Raw genomic sequence first — 23,996 nt, 5'->3', positions numbered from 1 at the left:
ACCCTGTCGGGAGCGGGCAGGGGCATGCGTGACCGTCCTAGCACGAATCCTGTCCCGGCCGGCCGCGGACCTTCGTGACGAGTGTGTTGCCAACTCTTGATATGTGCATGATGAAGACGATACTTCGGAGGACCGTGAACCGTTCCCCGTGAACGGCAGCAAGGGAGGAAGCAGTGACCCTGTTACACGATCCCCGAAGGCGGCGCAGACGGTCGGCGGTGGTCGCGGCCTGTGCCGGCATCCTGGCCGCACTGCTCACGGCCATCCCGGCGGCCGCGACCCCCGACCCGGGGGACGGCCCGGCCGCGGAGCCCGAGGTGTCCCAGGACGTACGGACCGAGGTGGCCGAGGCGATAGCCGCGGGAGAGGTGCCGGGACAGGACGAGATCGTCCACTCCGCCAACATCGAGCACCTCGCCAACGTGCCCAAGGACGCGCTCAGCAGCCTCAACTCGGACATCGCCTTCCAGGGCAGGTACGCCTTCGCCGGCAACTTCGACGGCTTCCGCGTCTTCGACATCAGTGACCCGAAGTCCCCGAAGACCGTCGCCCAGGTGCTCTGCCCGGGCTCGCAGAACGACATCTCCGTCTCCGGCAACCTGCTCTTCCTGTCCACCGACTCCTCGCGCAGCGACAGCAGTTGCAACAGCACCACGCAGCCCGTGACCGAGAAGTCCTCCTGGGAGGGCATGAAGATCTTCGACATCAGCGACAAGCGGAACCCGCGGTACGTCGCCGCCGTCGAGACCGCCTGCGGCTCGCACACCCACACCCTGGTGCCTGAGCGCAAGAACGTCTACGTGTACGTCTCCTCGTACTCGCCCAACGCCGCCTACCCCGACTGCCAGCCCCCGCACGACGGCATCTCGATCATCAAGGTGCCGCGCAAGGCGCCGGAGCAGGCCGCGGTCGTGAACTTCCCCGTCCTCTTCCCCGGTGCGGGACCGGACGGCGGCGGCAACCCGGGCGGGCCCACCAACCCGGGCGTCTCCAAGACGACCGGCTGCCACGACATCACGGTGCTCCCGGAGAAGGACCTCGCGGCCGGCGCCTGCATGGGCGACGGCATCCTGTTCTCCATCGAGGACCCGGAGAACCCGAAGGTCATCGACCAGGTCCAGGACAACGTGAACTTCGCGTTCTGGCACTCGGCGACCTTCAACCAGACGGCGGACAAGGTCGTCTTCACCGACGAACTGGGCGGCGGCGGCGCGGCCACCTGCACCCCGGAGATCGGCCCGGAGAAGGGCGCCGACGGCATCTACGACATCGTCGGCAAGGGCGACCACCGCAAGCTCGTCCTCCGCAGCTACTTCAAGATCGACCGGCCCCAGGCGGCCACCGAGGTCTGCGTGGCGCACAACGGCTCACTGATCCCGGTCAAGGGCAGGGACCTCATGGTCCAGGCCTGGTACCAGGGCGGCGTCTCCGTCTGGGACTTCACCGACTCCGCCCACCCGAAGGAGATCGCCTACTTCGAGCGCGGCCCGGTGGACACCGAGCGGCTGACCACCGCCGGCTCCTGGTCGGCGTACTACTACAACGGCTACATCTACTCGAACGACATCGCCAAGGGCCTCGACGTGCTGCGGATCGACGACCGGCGCACGGATCCGGCCCAGCGGGTCCGCCTGCCCGAGCTCAACGTGCAGACGCAGCCGGACTACTTCGGCTGATCGCCGGCGGGCCGTCCCGTCGCGAAGAAGCGGGACAGGTCGACGTCACCGTTCCCGCCGGGCGCCCCGGCGTCCGGCGGGAACCCCTGCTCCCAGCCGAGCCGGTAACGGGCGAACAGCTCGGCCCGCACCCGGGCGAGCGGTACCCCCGCGGCGGGCAGCACCATCGCGTAGACGGAGCCCATCAGCAGGGCGCGCAGCACGGGGTAGTCGGCGTCGACGTCCCGCGATCCGTGCCGTGCCACGGTGTCCCGCAGCAGCTCCGCGAGCCGCCGCTGCTCCGTGCACGGGACGAAGCCCTCCGCCTGGAGCAGCCCCGCCATGTGCTGGCGCATCAGCACCGTCCGGTCCCGCGCCAGGCCCAGGACGGCGTCGATGGCCCGCGCCATGCGCTCCCGGCCGTCCTCCGCGCGCGGCTCCCGCTCCAGTGCCTCCTCCAGCGTGCGGTGCATCAGCCGGTGCACCGCCGACTGCACCAGCCGGCGCTTGCCGGGGAAGTAGTACGACACCAGTCCGCGCGCCGAACCCGCCCGGTCCGCTATGTCGCCGAGCGTCGTCGCCTCGTACCCGCGCTCGCTCACCAACTCGACGGCGGCGTGCAGCAGTCGCTCCCGGGAACGCCGCCGCAATTCTTCATTGACCGAGGCGCTGCGCGGGGACATGCTGTAACTCCTGCGTTGACTGGCCGACAGCCAACTATACTCAGCGCATCCCCGCCGGTTCCGTGCGTGAGCCGGGCCGGGCGGCCGCCTTCTCTGGGCGACACGGGGGATCGTCCAGAGTCGGCGTGCTCCCCGCCGAGGGGCCCGCGGCCACCGGGCCCCGGGCCCACGGCGGACGCGGGTCCACGCGTCTCAGCCGACCAGATCCAGCACCGGCCGCAGCCCGTCCGGCCGTTCCGCCGCCGGCAGGTGGTCCACGAAGTGCACCGCGCAGCCGAGCGCCGCCGCCCCGCCGTCCGCGCGCCGGTCGTCTCCCACCATCAGCGTCGTCCGCGGATCGGCACCGAGCGCCTCGCACGCCGTCGCGAACAGCCGCGGGTGCGGCTTCTGCACGCCGTGCTCGTACGACAGCACGTACGTGTCCACGAACGGATCGAGGCCGTGCTCGCGGAACACCGGCCTGAGGTCCCAGCCGATGTTGCTCACCACGCCCACCCGGATCCCGCGCTCGCGCAACGCGCCCAGTACGGGCAGGGCATCGGGGTACGGCGCCCAGGCGGCCGGCGTCATGTGCCGGTCGTACAGCGCGTCGTGGAGCGTCGGATCGGGCAGCGGGACCTGACGGGAGAGCCCGGTGTACGCGGCCCGGTGCGCCTCGGCGCTCGCGTCCCGCACCCGCCACAGCCCGGCCAGTTCCTCGGGCACCCGGCCGGGCGGCGCGCCACCCGGCAGCGCACCGGCCGCTTCGAGCGCCCGCGCGGCGGCGGCCAGGTGCGTCCCGGTCAGTTCGGCACCCGCCGCGTCGAGCACGGCCCGCAGCCACGACTCCGCGGACTCGATGCGGAAGAGGGTCCCGGAGAAGTCGAACAGCACGGCGGAGGTCATGGCACGGATCCTACGGACGCCCCGCGTCGACGTTCCCCGAAAGCGGGAGCCCGGCGTCGCGGCACACGCAGGGACCGCCGGCCCGGTAGGAGTTCACGGCCGCCAGCGCAGGTGGGCGGCGATCGCCAGTGCCACCAGCGTCATGCCCAGGAGCCAGCCGCCGAGGACGTCCGAGGGCCAGTGGACCCCGAGCCACACGCGGGTCAGTCCCACGCCCGCCACCGAGACGACGGCCACCGCCACCGCCGTACGCCACACGGCGGGGCGGACGCCGTGGCGGTACAGCAGCCACAGCAGGAGGCCGAGGACGACCGTGGCCGTGAGGGCGTGTCCGGAGGGGAAGGCCGCGTAGTGGGCGGAGTCGACCGGGTCGGGCCAGCGGGGGCGTTCGCGGCCGACCGCCGCCTTGAGGCCCTGCTGGAGGACGGTGCCCACGGCCGACACCGTGACCAGCCACGCCGCCGTCCACCACGCCGAGCGCCGCCACACCAGCCAGGCCGCGACGGCCGCGCACAGCAGCCGCATCGTCATCGGGTCCCAGACCCAGTCGCTGAGGACGCGGCAGACCCGGGTGAGGCCGTGCTCGGTGACGGCCCAGCGGTGTGTCGTGCGCGAGATGTCGCGGTCGGCGGAGAGCAGGGGGTGCCACTCGGCCCACACCGGGACCAGGAGCAGCAGGGAGCACAGCCCCAGGGCGAGGCCGGCGCGGACGGCGGTGCGGAAGCGCGACGGGGCGGGCGGGGAGTCGGCGTACGGGTCGTGCATGAGGTGATCCTTGCCGAACAGCGGCGTTCGAAGCCAACCCGGAAGGCGGCCCGTGGCCCCGCGCCGGGTCAGCCGAGCGCCCGGAGCGCCGGCACCAGTGTCACCAGCACCGGGATCACGGGGACCAGCGAGGCGGCCGCCGTCAGCCGCAGCCGACGGGCCGCGGTGAGCCGGTCCGGGGGCGTGAGCAGGCGGTGCACGCGCTGCGGCACGTGCGCCCGCGGAGCGGGGGAGGGGCCGAACACGCCCCGGTCCTCGTTGAGTTCCACCAGCGCCAGCGCGGTCGTCAGCCGGCCGAAGCGCCGGGAGGCCGTGTCGTCGGCGGCGAGTTCGACCAGCCGGTGCATCTCGTCCCGGAACGCGGCGAACACCGGCACCTGCGGAAACCCGTCGGCCAGCGCGGAGGAGCAGTGCAGCAGCCAGTCGTGCCGGGCCCTGGCGTGCCCCTGCTCGTGCGCGAGGACCGCGTCGAGCTGACGGCCCTTCAGGCGGCGCAGCGCGGCGGTGGTGACCACCAGCCGGGGCGCCCCTCCCGGCAGCCACCAGGCGTCGGGCCGTTCGCCCTCCAGGACCACGAGCCGTCCCGCCGCGGGCTCCTCGCCCGGCAACAGCGGTGCCCGCGCGTGCAGTTCGGCCCGTCGGCGCCGGCGCCGGGAGCCCGCCCGCGCGACTTCCCGCGCCAGCATCGCGCCGCTCCACAGCCCGGCGCTCGCCAGGGCCACCGCGGTCGCCGCCGCCCAGGGGCCCGACGGGCCCAGGGCGTACGCCTCGACGACCGCGCGCGGGGCCGGCGCGAAGACGTGCCCGCGCACCGCCTGCCACGCCGCCGCCGCGCTGAGCGTCATCGACAGCGCGCAGCACAGCAGCACCGCCGCCACCACGCACTGCCACATCCACAGCGCGACGACCGGTTCCCGGTCCGGCCAGTCGGCCCGGGTGAGCGGCCGGGGAGCGACGACAGCGGTCAGAACGCCGAGCAGCAGCAGGACCGCGGGGACCACCATGGACAGCACCCTATGAGCGGCGCACCGCTCAGGGGTACGGCTTGTCACGTCAAGTGACGCAGGCCACCACCGCCCGACCCGGCCCGACCCGGCCCGACCCAGCCCGACCCGGCCCGGACCCGGCACGGTCCGTCGGGCCGGCGACGTCCGCCCCGTGAGTCCGCCGGACGGGCCGGCCCCTCACATGGTCAGCAGCATGGCGAGCATCCCGATCCCCATCGACAGCCGGCAGGCCCGCGCCAGTTCGGGCCGGTCGCTCCAGGCGAGGGTCCCTCCGGCCGCCGCCCCCGCGGGCAGCAGCCGCACCCCGGAGACGAGGACGTACCCGGTGAAGTACAGCAGCAGCACGCCCGTCAGCAGCGGGTTCCCGGCGCCGCCGTGGACGTGCCCGCCGGCGCCGGTGGAGGCCGCGGGGGCGGCGGCCATCACGACCGCCATGTAGACCATGGCCGAGGCGCCCACCAGGTGGTGCAGATGGTGGACACCGCCGCGGGCCGCCCACAGGGCGTGCAGCGCGGCCGCGCCGAAGACCGCCGTGTACGCCCCCCACGCCCACTCCGGCGGGGTGAACACCGCCGCGGGCACCGCCATCACCGCCATGCCGAAGCCCATGAGCGCCTCGCCGCCCGCGGCCCGGCGCTGCTCGTCGTCCCTGCTGCGCATCCGCAGCAGGCAGTAGGCGCCGGTCGCCGCACACAGCGCGACCAGCAGCCAGCCGGGCGAAGCCGGTCCGTGCACGCGCACCTCCCCGCTCGACGGTCGGTCGAGGGATGCGATGCCCAGGACACGCGGTGCGCACGCGAGCGCAAGGGGGTACGCGGGGAGCGTTCGGCGGAGCACGCCGCCGGGTGACGGGCGTCACGGTTGATGTTTTACGAGTAAAACACATGCTAAATTAGTGGACATGAGAAGTGCGACCCGACTCCCGCTCGCCGGTGTGCTGCGCCTCGGCCGGCCCTCCGACATCTGGTTCAAGCCCGCTCTCAGCGTGGTCGCCGCGGTCGCCCCGCCGAACCTGATCCTGCTGGCGCTGGGCCGCCTCGACCTGGCGATGTACACGATGGCCGGATCCCTGTGCGCGCTGTACGCCCACAACCGCCCGTACGCCGTCCGCGCCCGTGTCCTCGCCTGGGTCGTGCTGGGCATGACCGGCGGACTGGCCGTCGCCCTGCTCGCTGCCGCGCTCACCACGGACGCCGTCGTCCTCGTCACCGTCGGCGCCCTGCTTGCCGCCGCGCAGAAGGTGCTCTGCGACGTCACCCGCCTCGGCCCGCCCGGCAACGTCGTGCTCACCTTCATCACCTCCGCGTCGCTGTTCGCCTCCCAGACCCTGGGACAGATCCCCGGCCACCTGGGGCTGGCCCTCGCCGCGGGCGCCTGGTCCTGGCTCATCGGCATGGCCCCCGGGCTGCTGCGCCCGCACGGCCCCGAGCGCCGGGCCACCGCCCAGGCCCTCGACGCGGCCGCCGCGTACGCCGCCACCCGCGGCACCGGCGACGGACACTCCCGCGCCCGCGCCGCCGCGGCGGCCGCCGTCCAGGCCGCCTGGCAGACCCTGCTGTCGGCCCGCGAGGGGGAGACGAACCGCGCCCTGGAGAGGCTCGTGATCGGCGCCGAGGTGGCCCTCGCGGCCCCCGCCGACACCGACCCGGAGCGCCTGCGCACCTGGGCCCGCGCACTGCGCGGCACCGGCCGCGTCCCGCGCCCCGACGACCTCGCGTCCCCCGACGGCCGCCCCGGGCACGACGGCCCCGGCGGCCCCGCGCGCGGCGGCCTCGGCGAAGACGACGAACTGCTCGGCGTCGACGCCGAGCGGGCCGCCGGACGGCCCCCGCTGTGGAGCCGCCTCCGGCCGCTCACCCCGCTCGCCGTCCGCACCGCCCTCGGCTGCGCCCTCGCCGGATACGCCTCCCTCGCCCTCGGTATCGGCCGCCCTTACTGGGCCCTGGTCACCGCCGCCTCCCTCTACCAGGCGAACCTCACTCTCACCTGGAGCCGCGGCGTCCAGCGCGTCGTCGGCAACCTCGTCGGGGTCCTCGCCTTCGCCGTGCTCGTCCCGCTCGCCCACCTCCACCAGGCCGCCCTGGTCCTCGTCTGCGTCGCGCTCAACTTCGGCGCGGAGGCGCTGATCGGCCGCAACTACTGGCTCGGCAGCGTCTGCGTGACCCCCATGGCCCTGCTCATCAGCGAGTTCGCCCACTACCAGGACGCGGGCACGCTGATCACCGAGCGGGTCGTGGACACCGTCGTCGGCGCCCTGGTCGGCTTCGCCGCCGCGGTCGTCGTCACCAACCGCCGCGCCGGCGACCGCCTCGGACACGCCCTGACGGCCGCCGAACGCGCCCGCGAACGGGCCGCCCGCCTGCTGGCCGAGCCGAGTCCCGCCCCCGGCGTCCTGGAGTCCGCCCGCCGTGCTCTGGCCGCCGCCCTGGTCGACCTGCGCGCCACCGCCGACGCGGCCTCCGGCGAATGGTGGCAGCGGGCGCTGCCCCAGGAGAGGGTCGTCGCGGCCGAACAGTCCGGACACCGTACGCTCGCCGCTACGGTACGGCGCCAGGGACTCCTCCCGGCCCGGGACACCAGCACGAGAGCGGAGGGCGTACGGCCATGACGGCGACGCAGGGACGGCCTGCCGACGGGGACGGCGCAGCACGGGGACGGCTTGCCGGCGAGGACGGCCCGGCACGGGAACGGTCCGCCGCCGCCCGCCACGGGGGAACCGGGGAACCGGCCGGCGGCGACACCGTCGCCGCGGTCGTACGGCAGTGGCGGTCCGTCCGCCCGGACCTCGACACCGCCCCCATGGAGATCATCGGGCGCGTCAACCGCTGCGCTGCCCTGCTCCAGCAGGCCGAGGACGCCCCCCTGCGCCGGGCGGGTCTGAGCCGTCCCGAGTTCGACCTGCTCGGCGCGCTGCGCCGCACCGGTCACGAGCTGACGCCGGGCGACCTGGCCCGCGAGACCTTCTCGTCGGGCGCCGCCGTCACCAAGCGCCTCAAGCAACTGACCGAACGCGGCCTCGTGGAGCGCCGGGGCGACACCCGCGACCGCCGCGTCGCCCATGTGCGCCTCACCGACGCCGGCCGTGACCTGGTCGACGGCATCATGCCCGAGCAGCTCGCCTACGAGACCGCCGTCCTGTCCGCCCTCGACGCCGACCGGCAGGGCGAGCTGGCGGGGCTGCTCGGGGACCTGCTGAGCCGCCTGGAAGGACACATGCAGGCGCTGCGGGTCTGACCGCCGGCGGACCACCGGCGCGGTCCTCGGCGGGGCCTCCCGGCGCGGAGGAGGGTCCGGGGCGGGCACCGCCCGTGGCCGACTAGCCCTCGTCACCGGCCCGGTACACCCCGAACACGGCGCCCTGCGGATCGCGCAGCACCGCGATCCGCGGGCCGTCCGGCAGCGAGGTCGGTTCCATCAGCGCCGTGCCGCCCGCCCGCTCCGCCGTCGCCGCGCCGGCGTCCACGTCGGCGACCGCGAAGTACGGCAGCCAGTGCGGGGGCACCTCGGGCGGGAACTTGTCGTCCATCGTGACCATGCCGCCGAAGTCCGCGCCGCCCACGCCCCACTGCGTGTAGTGCTCCGAGGGGCGCACGGTCCAGCCGAACACCGTCGTGTAGAAGGTCTCCGCCCGTCTCGGGTCGCGGGACATCAGCTCCACCCAGCCCAGGGAGCCGGGCGCGTCGAACACCCCGGCACCCGGGAAGGCCCGCGCCTGCCAGAGCTGGAAGGCGGCGCCGCCCGGGTCGAGGGCGACCACGAAACGGCCCGCGTCGAACACGTCCATCGGGCCGACCAGCACCTTGCCCCCGGCCTCCTCGATCAGCCGCGCGGTGACATCGGCGTCGGAGACCGCGAACGAGACGCTCCAGGCGACGGGCCGGCTCTCCTGGTACAGGGGGCTGAGCGCGGCGGCCGCCGCGTCACCGAGGTACGCGACGGTGTAGCCGCCCGCCTCCTGCCGCGGATCCGTCTCGCACCGCCAGCCGAACAGTTCCCCGTAGAACCGCCGGGCCGCCTCCAGGTCACTGGTGCCCAGCTCGGCCCAGCAGGGCCCGCCGGGCACGGGCGCGTCGAGCTTCATCGCGTTCCTTCCGAAGGGAGCACCCCCTCCAGCACGCTAAGCCCGGGCCCCGGCCCCGGCATCCGCTGGCCTCAGATCCCCGGCCGGTACCGCAGGGGATGGTCGGCCGGCACCTCCACCAGCACGATCGGGGTCCCGTCCGGGTCCGCGACCCACATCTCCAGCAGGCCCCACGGCTCCCGCACCGGCGGCCGGACGATCCCGACGCCCTTCGCGCGCAGCTCGTCGTGGGCCGCCGCGACGTCCGGGACCTGCACCCACAGCCGTACGGCGGGGTCCGGCGGCGCCTCCGAGCGGCCCGAGACCTCCAGGAAGCCGCCGCCGAGGAAGTAGACGGTGCCCCGCTCCGGCCCCGTACCGAACTCGCGGTAGACGGGGAGGCCCAACTGCTCGCCGTAGAAGGCGCGGGACCGCTCGGGGTCGACGGGGCGGAGGAGGATCCGGCTGCTGAGTACATGCACCATGCATACGGAGATTAGGACAGAGTTAGGCTCTGCGGAGCCCGAGCCGCGCCGCACCCCCCGCTCACCCCGGAGAAGCCCGTATGGACGCCACCGCCACCGACCTCGTCTTCCGCGATGCCACCGAGGCCGACGTGCACACGCTCGTCGCCCTCGTGGAGTCGGCCTACCGCGGGGAGTCCAGCCGGGCCGGCTGGACCACGGAGGCGGACATCCTCCACGGGCAGCGGACCGACCCCGAGGGCGTGCTGGACATCGTCACGTCGCCCGACGGACTGGTGATCACCGCCGAGCGGGACGGCCGGACCGTCGCCTGCTGCCAGCTCGAGCACCGCGGCGCCCACGCCTACTTCGGCCTCTTCGCGGTCAGTCCCGCGGCGCAGGGCGCCGGTCTGGGCCGGAGCGTCCTGGCGGAGGCCGAGCGCCGGGCCCGCACGGAGTGGGGCGCCACCGAGATGCACATGACGGTGATCTCCGTGCGTGAGGACCTCATCGCCTGGTACGAGCGCCGCGGCTACCGCCGGACGGGCCGGACGACGCCCTTCCCGTACGGCGACGAGCGCTTCGGCATCCCGCAGCGCGACGACCTCCGGTTCGAGCTGCTGGTCAAGCCCCTGGCCTGACGGCCGCCGGGGACGCGTCACGACGGGACGCCGGGCGGCTCACGCCGTGAAGCGGCCGGCGCGCTTGGTCCCGGGGTGGTCGGTGGTGGCGCCGTCCAGCTCCAGGGCCCGCACCAGCCGCAGGTGGTCCGGTGTGTTGACCACCCAGCCGATGATCCGCAGGCCGTGCGCGCGGGCGTGCTCGACGGTCTCCAGGGTGAGCCGCCGGATGTTCAGGCACACGGTCGCCGCGCCGACCGCCACCGCCCGGTCCACGATGTCCAGGCCGTACCGGCTGCCGATGAGCGCCGTGCGCACGCCGGGCACCAGCCGGGCGATCTCGGCGACGGCCTCGTCGTGGAACGAGGACACCTCCACCCGCTCCACCAGGTTCCGCTCGTGTATCACCGCGGCGAGCGCCCGCGCCGCCTGCACGTCCTTGATCTCGGCCTGGAGGGGCAGCGACACCGCCTCCAGGACCTCCTCGAAGACGGGCACCCGCTCGCCGCGCCCCGCGTCGAGGGCGCGCAGCTCGGCCAGCGTGTGGTCCGCGATCGGCCCGCTCCCGTCGGTCGTGCGGTCCACGTCCGCGTCGTGCATGACCACGAGCGCGCCGTCCTTGCTCAGGTGCAGATCGAGTTCGACGACGTCGAGGCCGGCGTGCTCGGCGGCGACGAACGACCGGAGGGTGTTCTCGGGCTCGACGCCCATGACTCCGCGGTGACCGATGGTGAGGAGGTTCACGACTCGACTCGCTTCCGTCGTCGGCGGCGCTGGAAGAGCCCGCAGCCTAGTCGCCCCGGGCCGACATGGACATGTGTCTGCGCCGACGGTTCCCCTACCCGCGACGCCCTGACGAAAGTCGTCGAGCATCCTGGGTGTGACAGGAAAAAACGCGGTGACCATGGGTGTGAGCAGGATAATTTCCGGATGATCCTCTTGCTGGAGGAAAGCCCCTCCGCATACGGTGTTCCTACGCGAGGTTCTCCCGTGGAGGATGGGTCATGACGGAAATTCTTGTGCAGGTGGGTTCGGAGGATCAGGTTCCTCCCGCGGCCAGGGTGGTGGAGCACTCGGCGTGGCCCGTGCTCAAGGGTGCCGTGGAGCGGATCCGCCCCTGGCAGTCGAAGGACGGGTCGATCGACTTCTCCGCCGAGGGCGCCCCCGGGCGCGCCGACGCCGAGCACGCCGTACGCCAGGTCGCCGAGGCCGTCGAGGAGCTCTCCCCGCTGCTCCCGCACGACGCGGACTACCACCACGCCCTGGTGCGGGACCTGCGCCGCTGGGCCGACGGCGGCTTCGAGGTGCCGGACTTCCTCGACTCGCTGCTGGCCTTCCAGCCCGCGGCCCACCGCGCCGACGGCCTCCAGCACCTGGTCGTCTTCCCGATGTACACGCAGAACGGCAACCCCGACCGCAACCTGGAGGCGGTCGTGCTGCGCATGGTCTGGCCCGACTGGCTGGCCGAACTGGAGCGCACCCGCTACGACAACCCGCTGTTCTGCGGCATCACCTTCGAGGACTTCACGGCCGGCTACGACACCAACTCGGCCGTCCTCTTCCCGGAGACCATCGCCGTGCGCGAGGCGCCGGAACGCTTCTCCTGGGGCGGCATCTTCTGCGACCGTGAGGCGGCCCGATTCCGCCGCGTCACCGCGGCCGCCGTCGACATCCTGGGCCTGGAGCTGCCCGAGGACGTCGCCGCGATGATCCACGACCAGAAGCGCTGCGAGGAGGCCTTCGTCCTGTGGGACATGGTCCACGACCGCACCCACAGCCACGGCGACCTGCCCTTCGACCCGTTCATGATCAAGCAGCGCCAGCCGTTCTGGATGTACGGCCTGGAGGAGCTGCGCTGCGACCTCACCGCCTTCAAGGAGGCCGTGAAGCTCCAGGCCGACGGCGTCCCGCAGGCCCGCGACGTGCAGTACGCGGTGCTCTTCGACCGCATGTTCCGCTTCCCGGTCACCGGCGAGCGGGTCCGCAACTACGACGGCCTCGGCGGCCAGCTCCTCTTCGCCCACCTCCACCGCAACGACGTGGTCCGCTGGACGGACAACAAGCTGCACATCGACTGGCAGCGCGCCCCGCAGGTCACCAACGCACTGTGCGCCGAGATCGAGAAGCTCTACCGCGACGGCATCGACCGCCCCAAGCTCGTCCACTGGTTCGCCGGTTACGAGCTGGTCTCCGCCTACCTCGCCCCGCACCCCGGATCCCGGTGGGCCAAGGGCCCCGACGCCCTGGACCTGACCCAGCCGCCGCGCAAACTCGTCGATGACGTGCTTCCGGACGAGTTTCCGCTGAGCATGTTCTATGAGGCACTGGCCAAGAAGCTGAAGAACGTGATCGCCTCCACCAAGGGCATCACGGCGGGCGGCGCCGAGCGGATCGCCGCGTGAGCGACCGCCGTACCGGGAACACGGCTGACCAGGAGGCGAAGGACATGGGGAACGGGGCTCTCAGCGGTGCGGTGATCGCGGTGGCCGGCGCGGGCGGACCCGCCGGCCGGGCGGCACTGCTCCGCCTCGCGGAGGCGGGCGCGACGGTCGTCGCCGCCGACAACGACCCCGAGCGCCTGGCGGAGGCCGTCGACGCGGCCCGCTACGCGGCCGGCGGCGCCACCGTCACCGGTGAACCGGTCGACCTGCTCGACCTGCGCTCCACCCGCGAGTGGGCCGCCCACATCGAGAAGGAGTTCGGCCGGATCGACGGTCTCGTCCATCTCGTCGGCGGCTGGCGCGGCAGCGAGACCTTCGTCAAGACCAGCCTCGACGACTGGGACTTCCTCGAACTGCTCCTCATCCGCACCGTGCAGCACACCTCGCTGGCCTTCTTCGAGGCCCTCCAGGCGAGCGAACGCGGACGGTACGTGCTGATCAGCGCGGCCGGCGCCTCCAAGCCCACCGCCGGCAACGCCGCGTACGCCGCGGCCAAGGCCGCCGCCGAGGCCTGGACGCTCGCGCTGGCCGACGCCTTCCGCAAGGCGGGGGGCGCCGCCGGACCGTCCTCCGCGGCTGTGATCCTGGTGGTGAAGGCGCTGGTGCACGACGCGATGCGCGCCGACCGACCCAACGCGAAGTTCGCGGGCTTCACGGACGTGCGGGACCTGGCCGAGGCCATCGCCGGAGTCTGGGAGCAGCCCGCCGCCGAAGTGAACGGACACCGTCTGTGGCTCACCGAGAAGCCGTGAACCCACCGAAGACCGACGCGCGTCGCCACCACGACCCGCAGGTCCGCGGTTTCGCCAGCGACAACTACGCCGGCGCCCACCCGGAGGTGATGGCCGCCCTCGCCCTGGCCAACGGCGGCCACCAGGTCGCCTACGGCGAGGACGAGTACACCGGCAACCTCCAGCGGATCGTCCGCAGCCACTTCGGGCCCACGGCGGAGGCCTTCCCGGTCTTCAACGGCACCGGCGCCAACGTCGTCGCGCTCCAGGCGGTCACCGACCGCTGGGGCGCGGTGATCTGCGCCGAGAGCGCGCACATCAACGTGGACGAGGGCGGGGCGCCCGAGCGCATGGGCGGCCTCAAGCTGCTCACCGTCCCCACGCCCGACGGCAAGCTCACCCCCGAGCTGATCGACCGCCAGGCGTACGGCTGGGAGGACGAGCACCGGGCGATGCCGCAGGTGGTGTCGATCACCCAGAGCACCGAGCTCGGCACCCTGTACACGCCGGACGAGATCCGCGCGATCTGCGACCACGCCCACGCCCACGGCATGAAGGTGCACCTCGACGGCTCCCGGATAGCCAACGCGGCGGCCTCGCTGGACGTGCCGATGCGGACGTTCACCAACGCGGCCGGCGTCGACATCCTCTCCCTGGGCGGCACGAAGAACGGCGCGCTCTTCGGCGAGGCCGTCGTCGTCATCGACCAGGACGCCGTCGGCCGTATGAAGCACCTGCGCAAGCTGTCCATGCAGCTCGCCTCCAAGATGCGCTTCGTGTCGGTGCAGCTGGAGGCCCTGCTGGCCAAGGACCTGTGGCTGCGCAACGCCCGCCACGCCAACGAGATGGCGCAGCGGCTCGCCGAGGGCGTGCGGGCCGTGCACGGCGTGGAGATCCTCCATCCGGTGCAGGCCAACGGGGTCTTCGCCCGGCTCCCGCACGACGTGGCCGAGCGGTTGCAGAAGCGGTTCCGGTTCTACTTCTGGGACGAGGCGGCAGGGGTGGTGCGCTGGATGTGCGCCTTCGACACCACGGAGGAGGACGTGGACACCTTCGTGACGGCGCTCAAGGAGGAGATGGCGCGCTGAACCCGGCGCCCCCGGATATGCATAAGTATGCGGTCACCCGAAAAATCATTGACTCTCGGGTGATCGCGTTCCTATGCTCTCCAGACATGGAGCTGATCCAGGAGAACCCCGACCTGTCCGCCTACCTGGCCGCTGACGAGGTCATCGACCATGAGCACCCGCTGGTGCGGGCCACCGCCCGACGTCTCGCCAAGGACGCGGAAGATTCGTATGCCTATGCGCGACTGGCGTTCGAGTTCGTGCGCGACACCATTCCCCACTCACAGGACTCCGGCGATCTGCGCGTCACCTGGCGCGCCTCGGACGTCCTGGAGCACAGGACGGGCATCTGCTACGCCAAGTCCCACGCGCTGGCCGCGCTGCTCCGCGCGGAGGACATCCCGACCGCGCTGTGCTACCAGGTGTTCGACGTGGTGCACGGACTGGTCGCCGTCCGCTTCAACGGCGCCTGGCACCGGCAGGACCCGCGCGGCAACAAGCCGGGCGTGGACGCCCGGTTCTCCCTGGCCGGCGAGCGACTGGCCTTCATCCCCGACACCGCGGCCGGGGAGCTGGACCACCCCGTGCTGTACGCCGCGCCGCACCCGGCCGTTCTCGACGCGCTGAAAGCCGCCCCCGACCGGCCCTCCCTGTGGAAGACGCTGCCCACCACCCTGTGAGCACCGGCGGGTCGACGTCGTCGGCCGCCCCGGCCGCGGGAGGGGGACCGGGGGAAGGTGAGGCGCCGCCCCGGCCGGGGGAGGGGGGCGTGTGCGACCCGCCGTGGGCCGGGCGGCCCGTCAGCGGGCCTCGGCCTGGCGGACCTGCTCCGGCGTCGGTGCGGTGCCGCCCAGATGGGCCGGCATCCACCAGGTGTCGCTCGCGTCCTTCGGGCGTACCGGGTAGGCGCGCTGGGCGGCCTCCAGCAGCTCCTGGACGCGCTCGCGCAACTGCCGGGTGATCGCGCCCGCGTACTTGTCGCGGGAGGCCTCCACCGCCTCGCCGACCCGGATGGTGATCGGGGTGTGGCTGCGCCGGAAGTTGCGCGGGTGGCCCTTGGTCCACAGCCGCTGCGTGCCCCACAGTGCCATCGGGATCAGCGGGACGCCCGCCTCCTGGGCCAGCCGGGCCGCACCGGACTTGAAGCTCTTCAGCGTGAACGACTCGGAGATGGTGGCCTCCGGGAAGACCCCGACGACCTCGCCGGAGCGCAGCGAGTCCAGGGCGTGCGCGTACGCCGCCTCGCCCTGCTTGCGGTCCACCGGGATGTGCTTCATCCCGCGCATCAGCGGACCGGAGATCCGGTGCCGGAAGACGGACTCCTTGGCCATGAACCGCACGAGGCGCTTCTGCGGGAGCGCGGCCAGGCCGTTGAAGACGAAGTCGAGGTAGCTGATGTGGTTGCTCACCAGCACGGCTCCGCCCGAGCGCGGGATGTTCTCCGACCCCTGGCAGTCGATCTTGAGGTCCCAGACCTTGAAGAGCGTCTGGGCGAGGCCGACGACGGGGCGGTAGACAAGCTCTGCCATGGGCGGGGCGGACCCTTCCTTCTCTCCGTCCGGGAACGGCTCCCGGACAAAGTTACGCAGCCGTAGGTTTACGGCATCTCGCAGATCGTGCCCGAAGAACGCGCCGACAGCCAGTCCCCGTGCCTGTGAACCGCGAGATCCTCGTCACGTGGCACCTTGATCCACCTCGGGCTTTGACGTCCCCTTTACTCCACCCGTACCGTCACCCCGCCGTACGAGCAGGTACATCTCGCACCCCGGGCGGAGACCGGAGACGGCGTTCAGGAAGGCGGCCGCCGGAGCCGCCGCGGTGGCCGCGTGTCCCAGCCGTGCCGGGCCCGGCGTGAGCCCGGCCGGACCCACCCCCGCCGAGGGAATCTTTTCGGCCTCGTGAATGCTGGAGCCGTTGATGACCGGACTTTTCGTGTGCGGGGGTGCTCGCGGCGGCGAGCGTCCTCGGGGTGCCGCACCGGCGGCGGAGCGGGAGGGTGCGTGTGCGCGGGCGCGACGAGGGACAGCGGCTCGGTGCGGACCTGCTGGGGGGCGAACTCGGCGAGCGGGCCACGCTCGTCCAGTTCTCCAGCGCCTTCTGCGCCCCCTGCCGGGCGACCCGCCGGATCCTCGGCGAGGTGTCCGGCATGGTCCCGGGGGTGCGGCACGTCGAGATCGACGCCGAGGCCCGGCTCGACCTCGTCCGCGAACTCGGCATCCTCAAGACCCCCACCGTGCTGGTCCTGGACGCCGACGGGCGCGTCGTGCGCCGCGCCGCGGGCCGGCCCCGTACGGCCGACGTCATCGCGGCCCTGGGGGAGGCGGTGTGAGGCCGGCCGGTGTGAGGTCCGTCGCAGAGCCGGTCAGGGCACTTCCGGATGGCGGGACGCACTTGACTGTGCAGGCCATCCGTCGTCAGCCTGACCCCATGCCTGAGGACCCCCTTCTCCACGGACGGGCGCACGTCGACCTGGTGCGCACCGCGAGCGCGTGCTGTCCGGGCCGGTGAGCAGTCCCCGACGCCCGCGCCCCTCCCCCGAGAAGGACAACTCCATGACGGCCGTCCCCGGTCTCCGTACTCCTCAGCTCGCCTCCCCCGACCTGCTGCGCTCCGTCTTCCGCCGGCACGCGGCGGGTGTGGCCGTGATCACCGCGTCCGGCGGGACCGGTCCGGTCGGCTTCACCGCCACCTCCCTCACCTCGGTCTCCGCGCAGCCCCCGCTGCTGTCGTTCGGCGTCGGCACCGGCGCCTCCAGCTGGCCGGCGCTCTCCGACGCCGACCACGTCGGGGTGCACATACTCGGCGAGCACCAGCAGGAGCTGGCCGCCACCTTCGCCCGCAGCGGCGCCGACCGGTTCGGCGCGCCGACGGCCTGGCAGGAGGGCCCCGAGGGCGTCCCCGTCCTCGACGACGTCCTGGCCTGGCTGGTGTGCCGGGTCGTCGCGCGGGTGCCCGCGGGGGACCACCGCATCGTGCTCGCCGAGGTCGTGCACGGCGATCCGGCGGGCGCCGGGCGGCCGTTGCTCTACCACCAGGGCCGGTTCACCGCGCTGCGCGACTGACCGCCGCGGCGCTCTTCTGCGAAACCGTCCGATTCCGATTACGCTGCGTTGCACAGGTCACAGTTCAAAGCGCTTGCTTAGCGGGAATGAACTCGATGTACTGGCGAGTAATATTTCGGTCGGAGCGCAGGTCGCCCCGGTCGGGATCGGCCGCTTGTGGCGCCTATGCTGCCTGGAAGAAGGCAGCCGAGAACTGACGATGCAGTAGGAGAGCCGGCGTGAGCTTGAGGATCGTTGTCACTGTGAAGTACGTGCCCGACGCCACTGGCGACCGGCACTTCGCCGATGACCTGACCGTCGACCGGGACGACGTGGACGGTCTGCTCTCCGAACTCGACGAGTACGCCGTCGAACAGGCGCTGCAGATCTCCGAGAACTCCGACGACGACGTCGAGATCACCGTCCTGACGGTGGGCCCGGAGGACGCCAAGGACGCGCTGCGCAAGGCGCTGTCCATGGGCGCCGACAAGGCGGTCCACGTCGAGGACGACGACCTGCACGGCACCGACGCCATCGGCACCTCGCTGGTGCTGGCCAAGGCCATCGAGAAGGCCGGCTACGACCTGGTGATCTCCGGCATGGCCTCCACCGACGGCACCATGGGCGTCGTCCCGGCCCTGGTGGCCGAGCGCCTGGGCGTGCCGCAGGTCACCCTGCTCTCCGAGGTCTCGGTCGAGGACGGCACGGTCAAGGGCCGCCGGGACGGCGACACCGCCTCGGAGCAGCTGGAGGCCTCCCTGCCGGCCGTCGTGTCGGTCACCGACCAGTCGGGCGAGGCGCGCTACCCGTCCTTCAAGGGCATCATGGCCGCCAAGAAGAAGCCGGTGCAGTCCTGGGACCTGTCCGACCTCGACATCGAGGCGGAGGAGGTCGGCCTGGAGGGCGCCTGGACCAAGGTCGAGACGGCGACCGAGCGCCCGGCCCGCACGGCCGGCACGATCGTCAAGGACGAGGGCGAGGGCGGCAAGCAGCTCGCCGAGTTCCTCGCGGGCCAGAAGTTCATCTAGAGCCCCGCATCCGCTGACCGCCCCTCAAGATCGTTACGCAGGAGAGCATTCCCATGGCTGAAGTCCTCGTCTACGTCGACCACGTGGACGGCGCCGTCCGCAAGCCCACCCTGGAGCTGCTGACCCTGGCCCGCCGCATCGGCGAGCCGGTCGCCGTCGCCCTCGGCGCCGGTGCGGAGAACACCGCCGCCACGCTCGCCGAGCACGGCGCGGCGAAGGTCCTCACGCACGACGCCGCCGAGTACGCCGACTACCTGGTCGTACCGAAGGTGGACGCGCTCCAGGCCGCCCACGAGGCCGTGTCCCCGGCCGCCGTGCTGGTGTCGTCCTCCGCGGAGGGCAAGGAGATCGCCGCCCGTCTGGCGCTGCGCATCGGCTCCGGCATCATCACCGACGCCGTCGACCTGGAGGCCGGCGACGAGGGCCCGGTGGCCACCCAGTCGGTGTTCGCCGCGTCCTTCACCACCAAGTCCCGCGTCGTCAAGGGCACCCCGGTCATCACCGTCAAGCCCAACAGCGCCGCCGTCGAGGCCGCGCCGGCCGCCGGCACGGTCGAGGCCCTGTCGGTGACCTTCTCCGCGCAGGCGACCGGCACCAAGGTCACCGGCCGCACCCCGCGCGAGTCGACCGGCCGCCCCGAGCTGACCGAGGCCGCGATCGTGGTCTCCGGCGGCCGCGGCGTCAACGGCGCCGAGAACTTCGCGATCATCGAGAACCTCGCCGATTCCCTCGGCGCGGCCGTCGGCGCCTCCCGCGCCGCGGTGGACGCCGGCTGGTACCCGCACACCAACCAGGTCGGCCAGACGGGCAAGTCCGTCTCGCCGCAGCTGTACATCGCCAACGGCATCTCCGGCGCCATCCAGCACCGCGCCGGCATGCAGACCTCGAAGACCATCGTGGCCGTCAACAAGGACCCCGAGGCCCCGATCTTCGACCTCGTCGACTACGGCGTCGTCGGCGACCTCTTCGACGTCGTCCCCCAGCTCACCGAGGAGATCAAGACCCGCAAGGGCTGATCACCCGCCCGCTCCCGGGCACCCCCGAGGCCCCCCTGACCGCGCCGGTCACGGGGGCCTCGGCTCATCCCAGGCCGAGCGTGGCGCACACCGGCAGATGGTCGCTCGGGAACCGGCCGTCCAGCGAGAAGGTGTCGACCCACGCGCGGTGCACCGTGACGCCCGGACGCACCAGGATCCAGTCGATCCGGGCCCCGCCCGGGGTGAGCGCCTGGTAGCCGTGGTACGTCCCGTACCCCGCGCCGCGCCGCCGCGCCGTGTCCCAGGTGTCCACCAGACCGGTGGCGAGCAGGGCGTCGTAGACCGGGTTGCGGTGGGCGACGGCGTTGAAGTCGCCGGTCACCACGAGCGGCAGGGCCGGGTCGAACCGCGCCGTCCGCGCGGCGATCAGGGAGACGGAGCGCAGGCGCGCGTACTGGCTCTCGTTGTCGAGGTGGGTGTTGAGCAGGCAGAACTCCCGCCCCCCGGTGGTGACGTCGCGGAAGCGGACCCAGGTGACCATGCGCGGGTACGCCGCGCCCCAGGTGTTGGAGCCGCGCACGGCGGGCGTGTCGGAGAGCCAGAAGTGGGCGTGCTCGACCGGTTCCAGCCGGCGGGTGTCGTAGAAGACGGCCATGGACTCCTCGTCGCCGCCGCCGCGCCCCCGGCCGATCCGGTCGTAGTGCGGTCCGAGGCCGGCCTCGATGTCCCGCAGCTGCGGGGGTTCGCCCTCCTGGGTGCCGATGACGTGCGGGGCCGCCGCGCGCAGCAGGGCGCGCATCACCGGGCGGCGGGCGGGCCAGCTGTGGGGCTCCACGGTGCTCGGGAAGCGGAGGTTGAAGGTCATGACGTCCAGAGGAGGGACGGAGGGCGCCGGGCGGGGGCTGCCGCTCGCCTCGCGGGTCCGGGGGCCGGAGGAGCGGACCGCTCCGAGGACGGGGACCGCGACGGCCGCCGCCGCCACGGTCCTCAGCCCGGTGCGGCGCGTCGTCCCCCTGGTGACCGCCATGTGCCTCCTCCCCTCGTGAGCCAGGATGAAGGGGGGAACGGCTGTGCGGAAGGGGGCCCGGGGGCGGTCGGGGGGGCCAGTGCGCGGACAGGGTGTTGACCGGCCGGAAGATCCACGGATAACTTCGTTCTACGGATTGTTGATTCCGTACAGCGGAAAACAGGAGGGTCTGGGATGGGTCAGGGCCAGCAGGAGACCGTGACGACGAGCCTCGCGGGCGCCGTCAGCGAGGAGATCAGCGCCTCCCTCGCCCCGGTCGACGCCGAACTCGAACGCCTCTACCCCGGTGACCCCGGCACCCGCCAGCCCGTGCACACCGTCTACGTGCCCGGTGACGCCTTCACCGCCGACACCCTCCGCTCCTGGGGCGACCGGGCCCTGGCCGCCCTCGACGAGCACGCCCCGGACGCCGCGTCCTTCGCCGCCGTCCTCGGCCTGTCCGACGACCTCGCCGAGCCGGTGTACACCCGGGTGCGCGCCAAGCTGGAGCGCGAGCCGATCGAAGACATGCGCGTCGACTTCGAGGACGGCTACGGCCCCCGCCCGGACGCCGAGGAGGACGAGGCGGCCGCCCGCGCCGCGCGTCTGATCGCCGAGGCGTACGCGAAGGGCACGGCGGCGCCGTACATGGGCATCCGCATGAAGTGCATGGAGGCCGCCGTCCGCGACCGCGGGATCCGCACCCTGGACATCTTCCTCACCGGCCTGACGGAGGCCGGCGGCCTGCCGGACGGGCTGGTCCTCACCCTGCCCAAGGTGACGTACCCGCAGCAGGTCACCGCGATGGTCCGGCTCCTGGAGGCCTTCGAGAAGGCCCGCGGTCTCGCGCCCGGCCGGCTCGGCTTCGAGATCCAGATCGAGACCAGCCAGGCCGTCCTCGCCGCCGACGGCACCGCCGGAGTCGCCCGTATGATCCAGGCGGCCGAGGGCCGCGCCACCGGCCTGCACTACGGCACGTTCGACTACAGCGCCTGCCTCGGAGTGTCCGCCGCCCACCAGGCCAGTGACCACCCGGCCGCCGACCACGCGAAGGCCGTCATGCAGGTCGCGGCGGCCGGCACCGGCGTACGCGTCTCGGACGGTTCCACGAACGTCCTGCCCGTCGGCCCCACCGAGCGGGTGCACGACGCCTGGCGGCTGCACTACGGCCTCACCCGCCGGGCCCTAGCCCGCGCCTACTACCAGGGCTGGGACATGCACCCCGGCCACCTCCCCACCCGGTACGCGGCCGTCTTCGCCTTCTACCGTGAGGGCTTCGTCCAGGCCGCCGAACGTCTGGCCCGCTACGCCGACCGGGCCGCCGGCGACGTCATGGACGAGCCGGCCACCGCCAAGGCCCTCAGCGGTTACCTGCTGCGCGGCCTGGACTGCGGTGCGCTCGACCCCGCCGAGGTGACCGGCGCCACGGGGCTGTCGAGGGCGGCCCTGGAGGGCTTCGCGGCACCCCGGCGGGGCGATCTGACGGCGTCGGGCCAGTAGACCAGGATGGTCCGGGGCCCGGATCCCGGACCGGGGCGGCTGCCGCCCGGCAGTGCCGTGCGGGCGTCTGACGACAGGGCCTGGCGGACGCGGAGGCGTTCCTACCGGACACGGAGGTGTTCCTACCGGACACGGAGGTGTTCGAGCCCGGAGCGCGTCACCAGCCGCTCCCGCGCGAACAGCCGGGTGCCGCGCTCGCACAGCAGCGCGTCGGCCCGCGCCGCGGCGCAGAACGCCTCCGGGGTCTCGCCGAACAGCCGCCTCAACTCGGCCGATCCCAGCAGGAGTTCGCCGATCAGGGCGCGCTGTCCCGGATGGCTGCGCGGGGCGGCGGTGCCGTTGTGCAGGACGCCGTGGCGATTGACGTAGGCGAACGCGCCGGTGAGTTCGTCGCCGTTGGCCAGCTCGATCCGCACCTGGGAGGCGGGCAGCCGGACCCGGTCGAAGTGCGGCTCGGTCGCGTCGACGACGGCGAGCTGTACCGCGTCCAGCCAGATGACGAACAACTCCCGGGTGACGCGGGGGGCGAGGACCGGGGAGGCGGACACGTATCCCAGCCGGCTGACGTGCGCGGAGACGCCGATGCCGACGCCCGTGACCCGGGTCCGCACCATCGGGACCGGCGAGGTGACCCCGCACTCGGCCATCTTGTGGCGCAGCTGGCCCGGGCAGGCGTTGGAGCCCACGGCCAGGACCGGTGTGCGGCCGGGGAACACCAGGCGGTCCAGGGGCAGCAGCCGGTCCCCGGCGAGCAGGCCGGACTCCTCGGGCCAGGCGCCGGGATAGGTCAGCGGGTGGTCACGCGGCGCGACGGCGAGACCGAGCGCCTCCAGTGTGCGCCCCTCGTGTTGTCCGTCGTGTCGGCCTTCGTGTCGGCCTTCGTGGTGTCCGTCGTGTCGGCCTTCGCGGTGTCCGTCGTGTTGTCCGTCGTGGTGTCCGTCCACGCCGTCCTCAGTCCGCGGGGGGCAGCTCGCCCGAGCCGCGGGTGATCAGCCGTGTCGGCAGCACGACGCGTTCCGGGGTGATCAGGGTGCCCTCCAGCCGCTGGAAGAGACGCACGGCGGCGGTGCCGCCGATGGCGGCCGCGTCCTGGGCGACCACGGTGACGCCCGGCTGGAGCAGGTCGGCGAGCTCCAGGTCGTCGAAGGCCACGAGGGCTACCGGCCGGGCCTGCTCGGCGAGCACCCGGACGACGGTGACGGTCACCCGGTTGTTGCCCGTGAACACCGCCGTGACCGGCGTGGGCCCGGACAGCATCGCCTCGGTCGCCCGGCGCACGCGCGCCGGCTCCGTGGCCCCCAGGGACACCCAGGCCTCCTCCACCGGTATGCCGGCGTCCTCCAGGGCCGCCCGGTAGCCGCGCAGGCGCTCCGCCGCGGTGTGGATGCGCGGCATGTCGCCGATGAAGCCGATCCTGCGGTGCCCGTGCGCCAGGAGGTGGGCCACGCCCTGCCGGGCGCCGCCGAAGTTGTCCGACAGGACGCAGTCGGCGTCGATGCGCCCGGCCGGACGGTCGACGAAGACCGTGGCGACGCCCGCCCTGATCTCGGGCTCCAGGTACCGGTGGTCGTCCCCGGCCGGGATGACCACCAGACCGTCCACCCGGCGCGCGCACAGTGCCAGCGCCAGCTCCTGCTCCCGGTCGGGGTCCCCGGCGCTGGAGCCGTTGATGAGCAGCGCGCCGTGGGCCCTCGCCACCTCCTCCACCGCCCGGCTGAGCGGGCCGTAGAACGGGTCGGCGAGATCCTCCAGGACCAGGCCGATGCTCGCGGTACGGCCCTTGCGCAGCACCCGCGCGCTGTCGTTGCGGCGGAAGCCGAGCGCGTCGATGGCCTCCTGGACGCGCCGTTCCGTCTGCGGGGTGACCCCCGGCTCGCCGTTCACCACCCGTGAGACGGTCTTCAGCCCGACGCCCGCGCGCGCGGCGACGTCCTTCATGGTGGGACGGTTGCCGTAGCGAGGTCCGAAGAGTCCGACGGGCCGGCTGGGCGTCTCGGGCACGGGGCGGTGTCCTGTCCTGTTGTCCCCGGGGGTGCGGCGTTCCGGGAGTCGTATGAGGATGTGCC

At 73.1% G+C, this 23,996-nt stretch carries 25 protein-coding genes and 1 pseudogene; 14 read left to right on the top strand and 12 right to left on the bottom strand.

Features of this window, described 5'->3' with window-relative positions; translation table 11 throughout:
* Positions 1 to 173 precede the first annotated feature (173 nt).
* Positions 174 to 1,676 (top strand): LVIVD repeat-containing protein, encoded by a 1,503-nt coding sequence (locus ACZ3KJ_RS18630; protein ID WP_467528200.1) that lies wholly within the window; start codon positions 174 to 176, stop codon positions 1,674 to 1,676.
* Here ACZ3KJ_RS18630 and ACZ3KJ_RS18625 read toward each other — a convergent pair.
* The 5 genes from ACZ3KJ_RS18625 to ACZ3KJ_RS18605 form a co-directional block, all read right to left on the bottom strand.
* Complete coding sequence (locus tag ACZ3KJ_RS18625) at positions 1,664 to 2,338, bottom strand: TetR/AcrR family transcriptional regulator (RefSeq protein WP_467528199.1); 675 nt, start codon at positions 2,336 to 2,338, stop codon at positions 1,664 to 1,666. The genes ACZ3KJ_RS18630 and ACZ3KJ_RS18625 overlap by 13 nt on opposite strands.
* Before the next feature lie 192 nt (positions 2,339 to 2,530).
* Positions 2,531 to 3,223, bottom strand: a complete 693-nt coding sequence (locus tag ACZ3KJ_RS18620) for an HAD family hydrolase (protein ID WP_467528197.1) — start codon at positions 3,221 to 3,223, stop codon at positions 2,531 to 2,533.
* Between the two features lie 93 nt (positions 3,224 to 3,316).
* Positions 3,317 to 3,988: a phosphatase PAP2 family protein gene (locus ACZ3KJ_RS18615; RefSeq protein ID WP_467528195.1), complete on the bottom strand. Its 672-nt coding sequence runs from the start codon at positions 3,986 to 3,988 to the stop codon at positions 3,317 to 3,319.
* Between the two features lie 68 nt (positions 3,989 to 4,056).
* Complete coding sequence (locus ACZ3KJ_RS18610; RefSeq protein WP_467528193.1) at positions 4,057 to 4,992, bottom strand: M56 family metallopeptidase; 936 nt, start codon at positions 4,990 to 4,992, stop codon at positions 4,057 to 4,059.
* A gap of 180 nt (positions 4,993 to 5,172) precedes the next feature.
* Entirely contained in the window at positions 5,173 to 5,730 is a 558-nt protein-coding gene (locus ACZ3KJ_RS18605) for a DUF5134 domain-containing protein (RefSeq protein WP_467528192.1), read from the bottom strand.
* A gap of 166 nt (positions 5,731 to 5,896) precedes the next feature.
* Between ACZ3KJ_RS18605 and ACZ3KJ_RS18600 the strand changes: the two genes are divergently transcribed.
* Together ACZ3KJ_RS18600 and ACZ3KJ_RS18595 are read left to right on the top strand one after the other, a co-directional pair.
* The gene (locus tag ACZ3KJ_RS18600) at positions 5,897 to 7,603 is read left to right on the top strand and encodes an FUSC family protein (protein ID WP_467528190.1); all 1,707 of its coding nucleotides are present in this window, start codon (positions 5,897 to 5,899) and stop codon (positions 7,601 to 7,603) included.
* Positions 7,600 to 8,229, top strand: coding sequence for a MarR family winged helix-turn-helix transcriptional regulator (locus ACZ3KJ_RS18595; protein ID WP_467528188.1), 630 nt, complete (start codon positions 7,600 to 7,602; stop codon positions 8,227 to 8,229). Before ACZ3KJ_RS18600 ends, ACZ3KJ_RS18595 begins: the two co-directional genes overlap by 4 nt.
* An 82-nt stretch (positions 8,230 to 8,311) precedes the next feature.
* Here ACZ3KJ_RS18595 and ACZ3KJ_RS18590 read toward each other — a convergent pair whose 3' ends face one another.
* Complete coding sequence (locus tag ACZ3KJ_RS18590; protein WP_467528186.1) at positions 8,312 to 9,076, bottom strand: VOC family protein; 765 nt, start codon at positions 9,074 to 9,076, stop codon at positions 8,312 to 8,314.
* Between the two features lie 71 nt (positions 9,077 to 9,147).
* The gene (locus tag ACZ3KJ_RS18585; protein ID WP_467528184.1) at positions 9,148 to 9,540 is read right to left on the bottom strand and encodes a VOC family protein; all 393 of its coding nucleotides are present in this window, start codon (positions 9,538 to 9,540) and stop codon (positions 9,148 to 9,150) included.
* Positions 9,541 to 9,620: 80 nt separating this feature from the next.
* On the opposite strand from ACZ3KJ_RS18585, the gene ACZ3KJ_RS18580 reads away from it, so the two are divergent.
* Positions 9,621 to 10,160, top strand: a complete 540-nt coding sequence (locus ACZ3KJ_RS18580; RefSeq protein ID WP_467528183.1) for a GNAT family N-acetyltransferase — start codon at positions 9,621 to 9,623, stop codon at positions 10,158 to 10,160.
* 39 nt (positions 10,161 to 10,199) lie between these two features.
* Here ACZ3KJ_RS18580 and ACZ3KJ_RS18575 read toward each other — a convergent pair whose 3' ends face one another.
* Positions 10,200 to 10,883 (bottom strand): glycerophosphodiester phosphodiesterase, encoded by a 684-nt coding sequence (locus ACZ3KJ_RS18575; protein WP_467528181.1) that lies wholly within the window; start codon positions 10,881 to 10,883, stop codon positions 10,200 to 10,202.
* 260 nt (positions 10,884 to 11,143) lie between these two features.
* Between ACZ3KJ_RS18575 and ACZ3KJ_RS18570 the strand changes: the two genes are divergently transcribed.
* The 4 genes from ACZ3KJ_RS18570 to ACZ3KJ_RS18555 all read left to right on the top strand — a co-directional run bounded on the left by ACZ3KJ_RS18570 (position 11,144) and on the right by ACZ3KJ_RS18555 (position 15,058).
* Positions 11,144 to 12,541 (top strand): DUF6421 family protein, encoded by a 1,398-nt coding sequence (locus ACZ3KJ_RS18570; protein ID WP_467528180.1) that lies wholly within the window; start codon positions 11,144 to 11,146, stop codon positions 12,539 to 12,541.
* A 44-nt stretch (positions 12,542 to 12,585) separates the two neighbouring features.
* Positions 12,586 to 13,332 (top strand): SDR family NAD(P)-dependent oxidoreductase, encoded by a 747-nt coding sequence (locus ACZ3KJ_RS18565; RefSeq protein WP_467528178.1) that lies wholly within the window; start codon positions 12,586 to 12,588, stop codon positions 13,330 to 13,332.
* Positions 13,329 to 14,399, top strand: coding sequence for a threonine aldolase family protein (locus ACZ3KJ_RS18560; protein ID WP_467528176.1), 1,071 nt, complete (start codon positions 13,329 to 13,331; stop codon positions 14,397 to 14,399). The genes ACZ3KJ_RS18565 and ACZ3KJ_RS18560 overlap by 4 nt, the downstream gene beginning before the upstream one ends.
* A gap of 86 nt (positions 14,400 to 14,485) precedes the next feature.
* A complete protein-coding gene (locus tag ACZ3KJ_RS18555; RefSeq protein WP_467528175.1) occupies positions 14,486 to 15,058 on the top strand; it encodes a transglutaminase-like domain-containing protein in 573 nt (190 codons plus the stop codon).
* Between the two features lie 120 nt (positions 15,059 to 15,178).
* Here the strand turns inward: ACZ3KJ_RS18555 and ACZ3KJ_RS18550 are convergent, their stop codons facing one another.
* The gene (locus ACZ3KJ_RS18550; protein WP_467528173.1) at positions 15,179 to 15,907 is read right to left on the bottom strand and encodes a lysophospholipid acyltransferase family protein; all 729 of its coding nucleotides are present in this window, start codon (positions 15,905 to 15,907) and stop codon (positions 15,179 to 15,181) included.
* Between the two features lie 388 nt (positions 15,908 to 16,295).
* On the opposite strand from ACZ3KJ_RS18550, the pseudogene ACZ3KJ_RS18545 reads away from it, so the two are divergent.
* From ACZ3KJ_RS18545 to ACZ3KJ_RS18525, 5 genes and pseudogenes are all read left to right on the top strand, one after another.
* Positions 16,296 to 16,707 (top strand): annotated as a pseudogene (locus tag ACZ3KJ_RS18545) (TlpA family protein disulfide reductase).
* A gap of 98 nt (positions 16,708 to 16,805) precedes the next feature.
* Positions 16,806 to 16,886, top strand: coding sequence for a putative leader peptide (locus ACZ3KJ_RS18540; protein WP_385063140.1), 81 nt, complete (start codon positions 16,806 to 16,808; stop codon positions 16,884 to 16,886).
* 44 nt (positions 16,887 to 16,930) lie between these two features.
* Positions 16,931 to 17,440, top strand: coding sequence for a flavin reductase family protein (locus ACZ3KJ_RS18535; protein ID WP_467528171.1), 510 nt, complete (start codon positions 16,931 to 16,933; stop codon positions 17,438 to 17,440).
* Between the two features lie 218 nt (positions 17,441 to 17,658).
* The gene (locus ACZ3KJ_RS18530; RefSeq protein ID WP_389516517.1) at positions 17,659 to 18,447 is read left to right on the top strand and encodes an electron transfer flavoprotein subunit beta/FixA family protein; all 789 of its coding nucleotides are present in this window, start codon (positions 17,659 to 17,661) and stop codon (positions 18,445 to 18,447) included.
* Between the two features lie 53 nt (positions 18,448 to 18,500).
* Positions 18,501 to 19,463, top strand: coding sequence for an electron transfer flavoprotein subunit alpha/FixB family protein (locus ACZ3KJ_RS18525; protein WP_467528169.1), 963 nt, complete (start codon positions 18,501 to 18,503; stop codon positions 19,461 to 19,463).
* Positions 19,464 to 19,527: 64 nt separating this feature from the next.
* Here ACZ3KJ_RS18525 and ACZ3KJ_RS18520 read toward each other — a convergent pair whose 3' ends face one another.
* Positions 19,528 to 20,451 (bottom strand): endonuclease/exonuclease/phosphatase family protein, encoded by a 924-nt coding sequence (locus ACZ3KJ_RS18520; RefSeq protein ID WP_467528167.1) that lies wholly within the window; start codon positions 20,449 to 20,451, stop codon positions 19,528 to 19,530.
* Between the two features lie 174 nt (positions 20,452 to 20,625).
* On the opposite strand from ACZ3KJ_RS18520, the gene ACZ3KJ_RS18515 reads away from it, so the two are divergent.
* The gene (locus tag ACZ3KJ_RS18515; protein WP_467528165.1) at positions 20,626 to 21,930 is read left to right on the top strand and encodes a DUF6986 family protein; all 1,305 of its coding nucleotides are present in this window, start codon (positions 20,626 to 20,628) and stop codon (positions 21,928 to 21,930) included.
* A 122-nt stretch (positions 21,931 to 22,052) separates the two neighbouring features.
* Here ACZ3KJ_RS18515 and ACZ3KJ_RS18510 read toward each other — a convergent pair whose 3' ends face one another.
* Positions 22,053 to 22,763, bottom strand: coding sequence for a hypothetical protein (locus ACZ3KJ_RS18510; RefSeq protein WP_467528601.1), 711 nt, complete (start codon positions 22,761 to 22,763; stop codon positions 22,053 to 22,055).
* 118 nt (positions 22,764 to 22,881) lie between these two features.
* Positions 22,882 to 23,931: a LacI family DNA-binding transcriptional regulator gene (locus tag ACZ3KJ_RS18505; RefSeq protein ID WP_467528164.1), complete on the bottom strand. Its 1,050-nt coding sequence runs from the start codon at positions 23,929 to 23,931 to the stop codon at positions 22,882 to 22,884.
* Between the last annotated feature and the right edge of the window lie 65 nt (positions 23,932 to 23,996).

The sequence above is a fragment of the Streptomyces sp. NPDC003248 genome, assembly GCF_055563235.1.
The sequence above is the reverse complement of the archived record's forward strand: the minus strand, read 5'-3'. Positions and strand labels throughout refer to the sequence as shown.

What these genes read in the sequence shown, in the direction of transcription:
- ACZ3KJ_RS18585 (WP_467528184.1), bottom strand. Translation starts at nt 9,540, where the DNA reads ATGGTGCATGTACTCAGCAGCCGGATCCTCCTCCGCCCCGTCGACCCC.
- ACZ3KJ_RS18535 (WP_467528171.1), top strand. Translation starts at nt 16,931, where the DNA reads ATGACGGCCGTCCCCGGTCTCCGTACTCCTCAGCTCGCCTCCCCCGAC.
- ACZ3KJ_RS18525 (WP_467528169.1), top strand. Translation starts at nt 18,501, where the DNA reads ATGGCTGAAGTCCTCGTCTACGTCGACCACGTGGACGGCGCCGTCCGC.
- ACZ3KJ_RS18610 (WP_467528193.1), bottom strand. Translation starts at nt 4,992, where the DNA reads ATGGTGGTCCCCGCGGTCCTGCTGCTGCTCGGCGTTCTGACCGCTGTC.
- ACZ3KJ_RS18565 (WP_467528178.1), top strand. Translation starts at nt 12,586, where the DNA reads ATGGGGAACGGGGCTCTCAGCGGTGCGGTGATCGCGGTGGCCGGCGCG.
- ACZ3KJ_RS18625 (WP_467528199.1), bottom strand. Translation starts at nt 2,338, where the DNA reads ATGTCCCCGCGCAGCGCCTCGGTCAATGAAGAATTGCGGCGGCGTTCC.
- ACZ3KJ_RS18540 (WP_385063140.1), top strand. Translation starts at nt 16,806, where the DNA reads ATGCCTGAGGACCCCCTTCTCCACGGACGGGCGCACGTCGACCTGGTG.
- ACZ3KJ_RS18550 (WP_467528173.1), bottom strand. Translation starts at nt 15,907, where the DNA reads ATGGCAGAGCTTGTCTACCGCCCCGTCGTCGGCCTCGCCCAGACGCTC.
- ACZ3KJ_RS18555 (WP_467528175.1), top strand. Translation starts at nt 14,486, where the DNA reads ATGGAGCTGATCCAGGAGAACCCCGACCTGTCCGCCTACCTGGCCGCT.
- ACZ3KJ_RS18620 (WP_467528197.1), bottom strand. Translation starts at nt 3,223, where the DNA reads ATGACCTCCGCCGTGCTGTTCGACTTCTCCGGGACCCTCTTCCGCATC.
- ACZ3KJ_RS18515 (WP_467528165.1), top strand. Translation starts at nt 20,626, where the DNA reads ATGGGTCAGGGCCAGCAGGAGACCGTGACGACGAGCCTCGCGGGCGCC.
- ACZ3KJ_RS18600 (WP_467528190.1), top strand. Translation starts at nt 5,897, where the DNA reads ATGAGAAGTGCGACCCGACTCCCGCTCGCCGGTGTGCTGCGCCTCGGC.
- ACZ3KJ_RS18595 (WP_467528188.1), top strand. Translation starts at nt 7,600, where the DNA reads ATGACGGCGACGCAGGGACGGCCTGCCGACGGGGACGGCGCAGCACGG.
- ACZ3KJ_RS18580 (WP_467528183.1), top strand. Translation starts at nt 9,621, where the DNA reads ATGGACGCCACCGCCACCGACCTCGTCTTCCGCGATGCCACCGAGGCC.
- ACZ3KJ_RS18570 (WP_467528180.1), top strand. Translation starts at nt 11,144, where the DNA reads ATGACGGAAATTCTTGTGCAGGTGGGTTCGGAGGATCAGGTTCCTCCC.
- ACZ3KJ_RS18615 (WP_467528195.1), bottom strand. Translation starts at nt 3,988, where the DNA reads ATGCACGACCCGTACGCCGACTCCCCGCCCGCCCCGTCGCGCTTCCGC.
- ACZ3KJ_RS18590 (WP_467528186.1), bottom strand. Translation starts at nt 9,076, where the DNA reads ATGAAGCTCGACGCGCCCGTGCCCGGCGGGCCCTGCTGGGCCGAGCTG.
- ACZ3KJ_RS18520 (WP_467528167.1), bottom strand. Translation starts at nt 20,451, where the DNA reads ATGGCGGTCACCAGGGGGACGACGCGCCGCACCGGGCTGAGGACCGTG.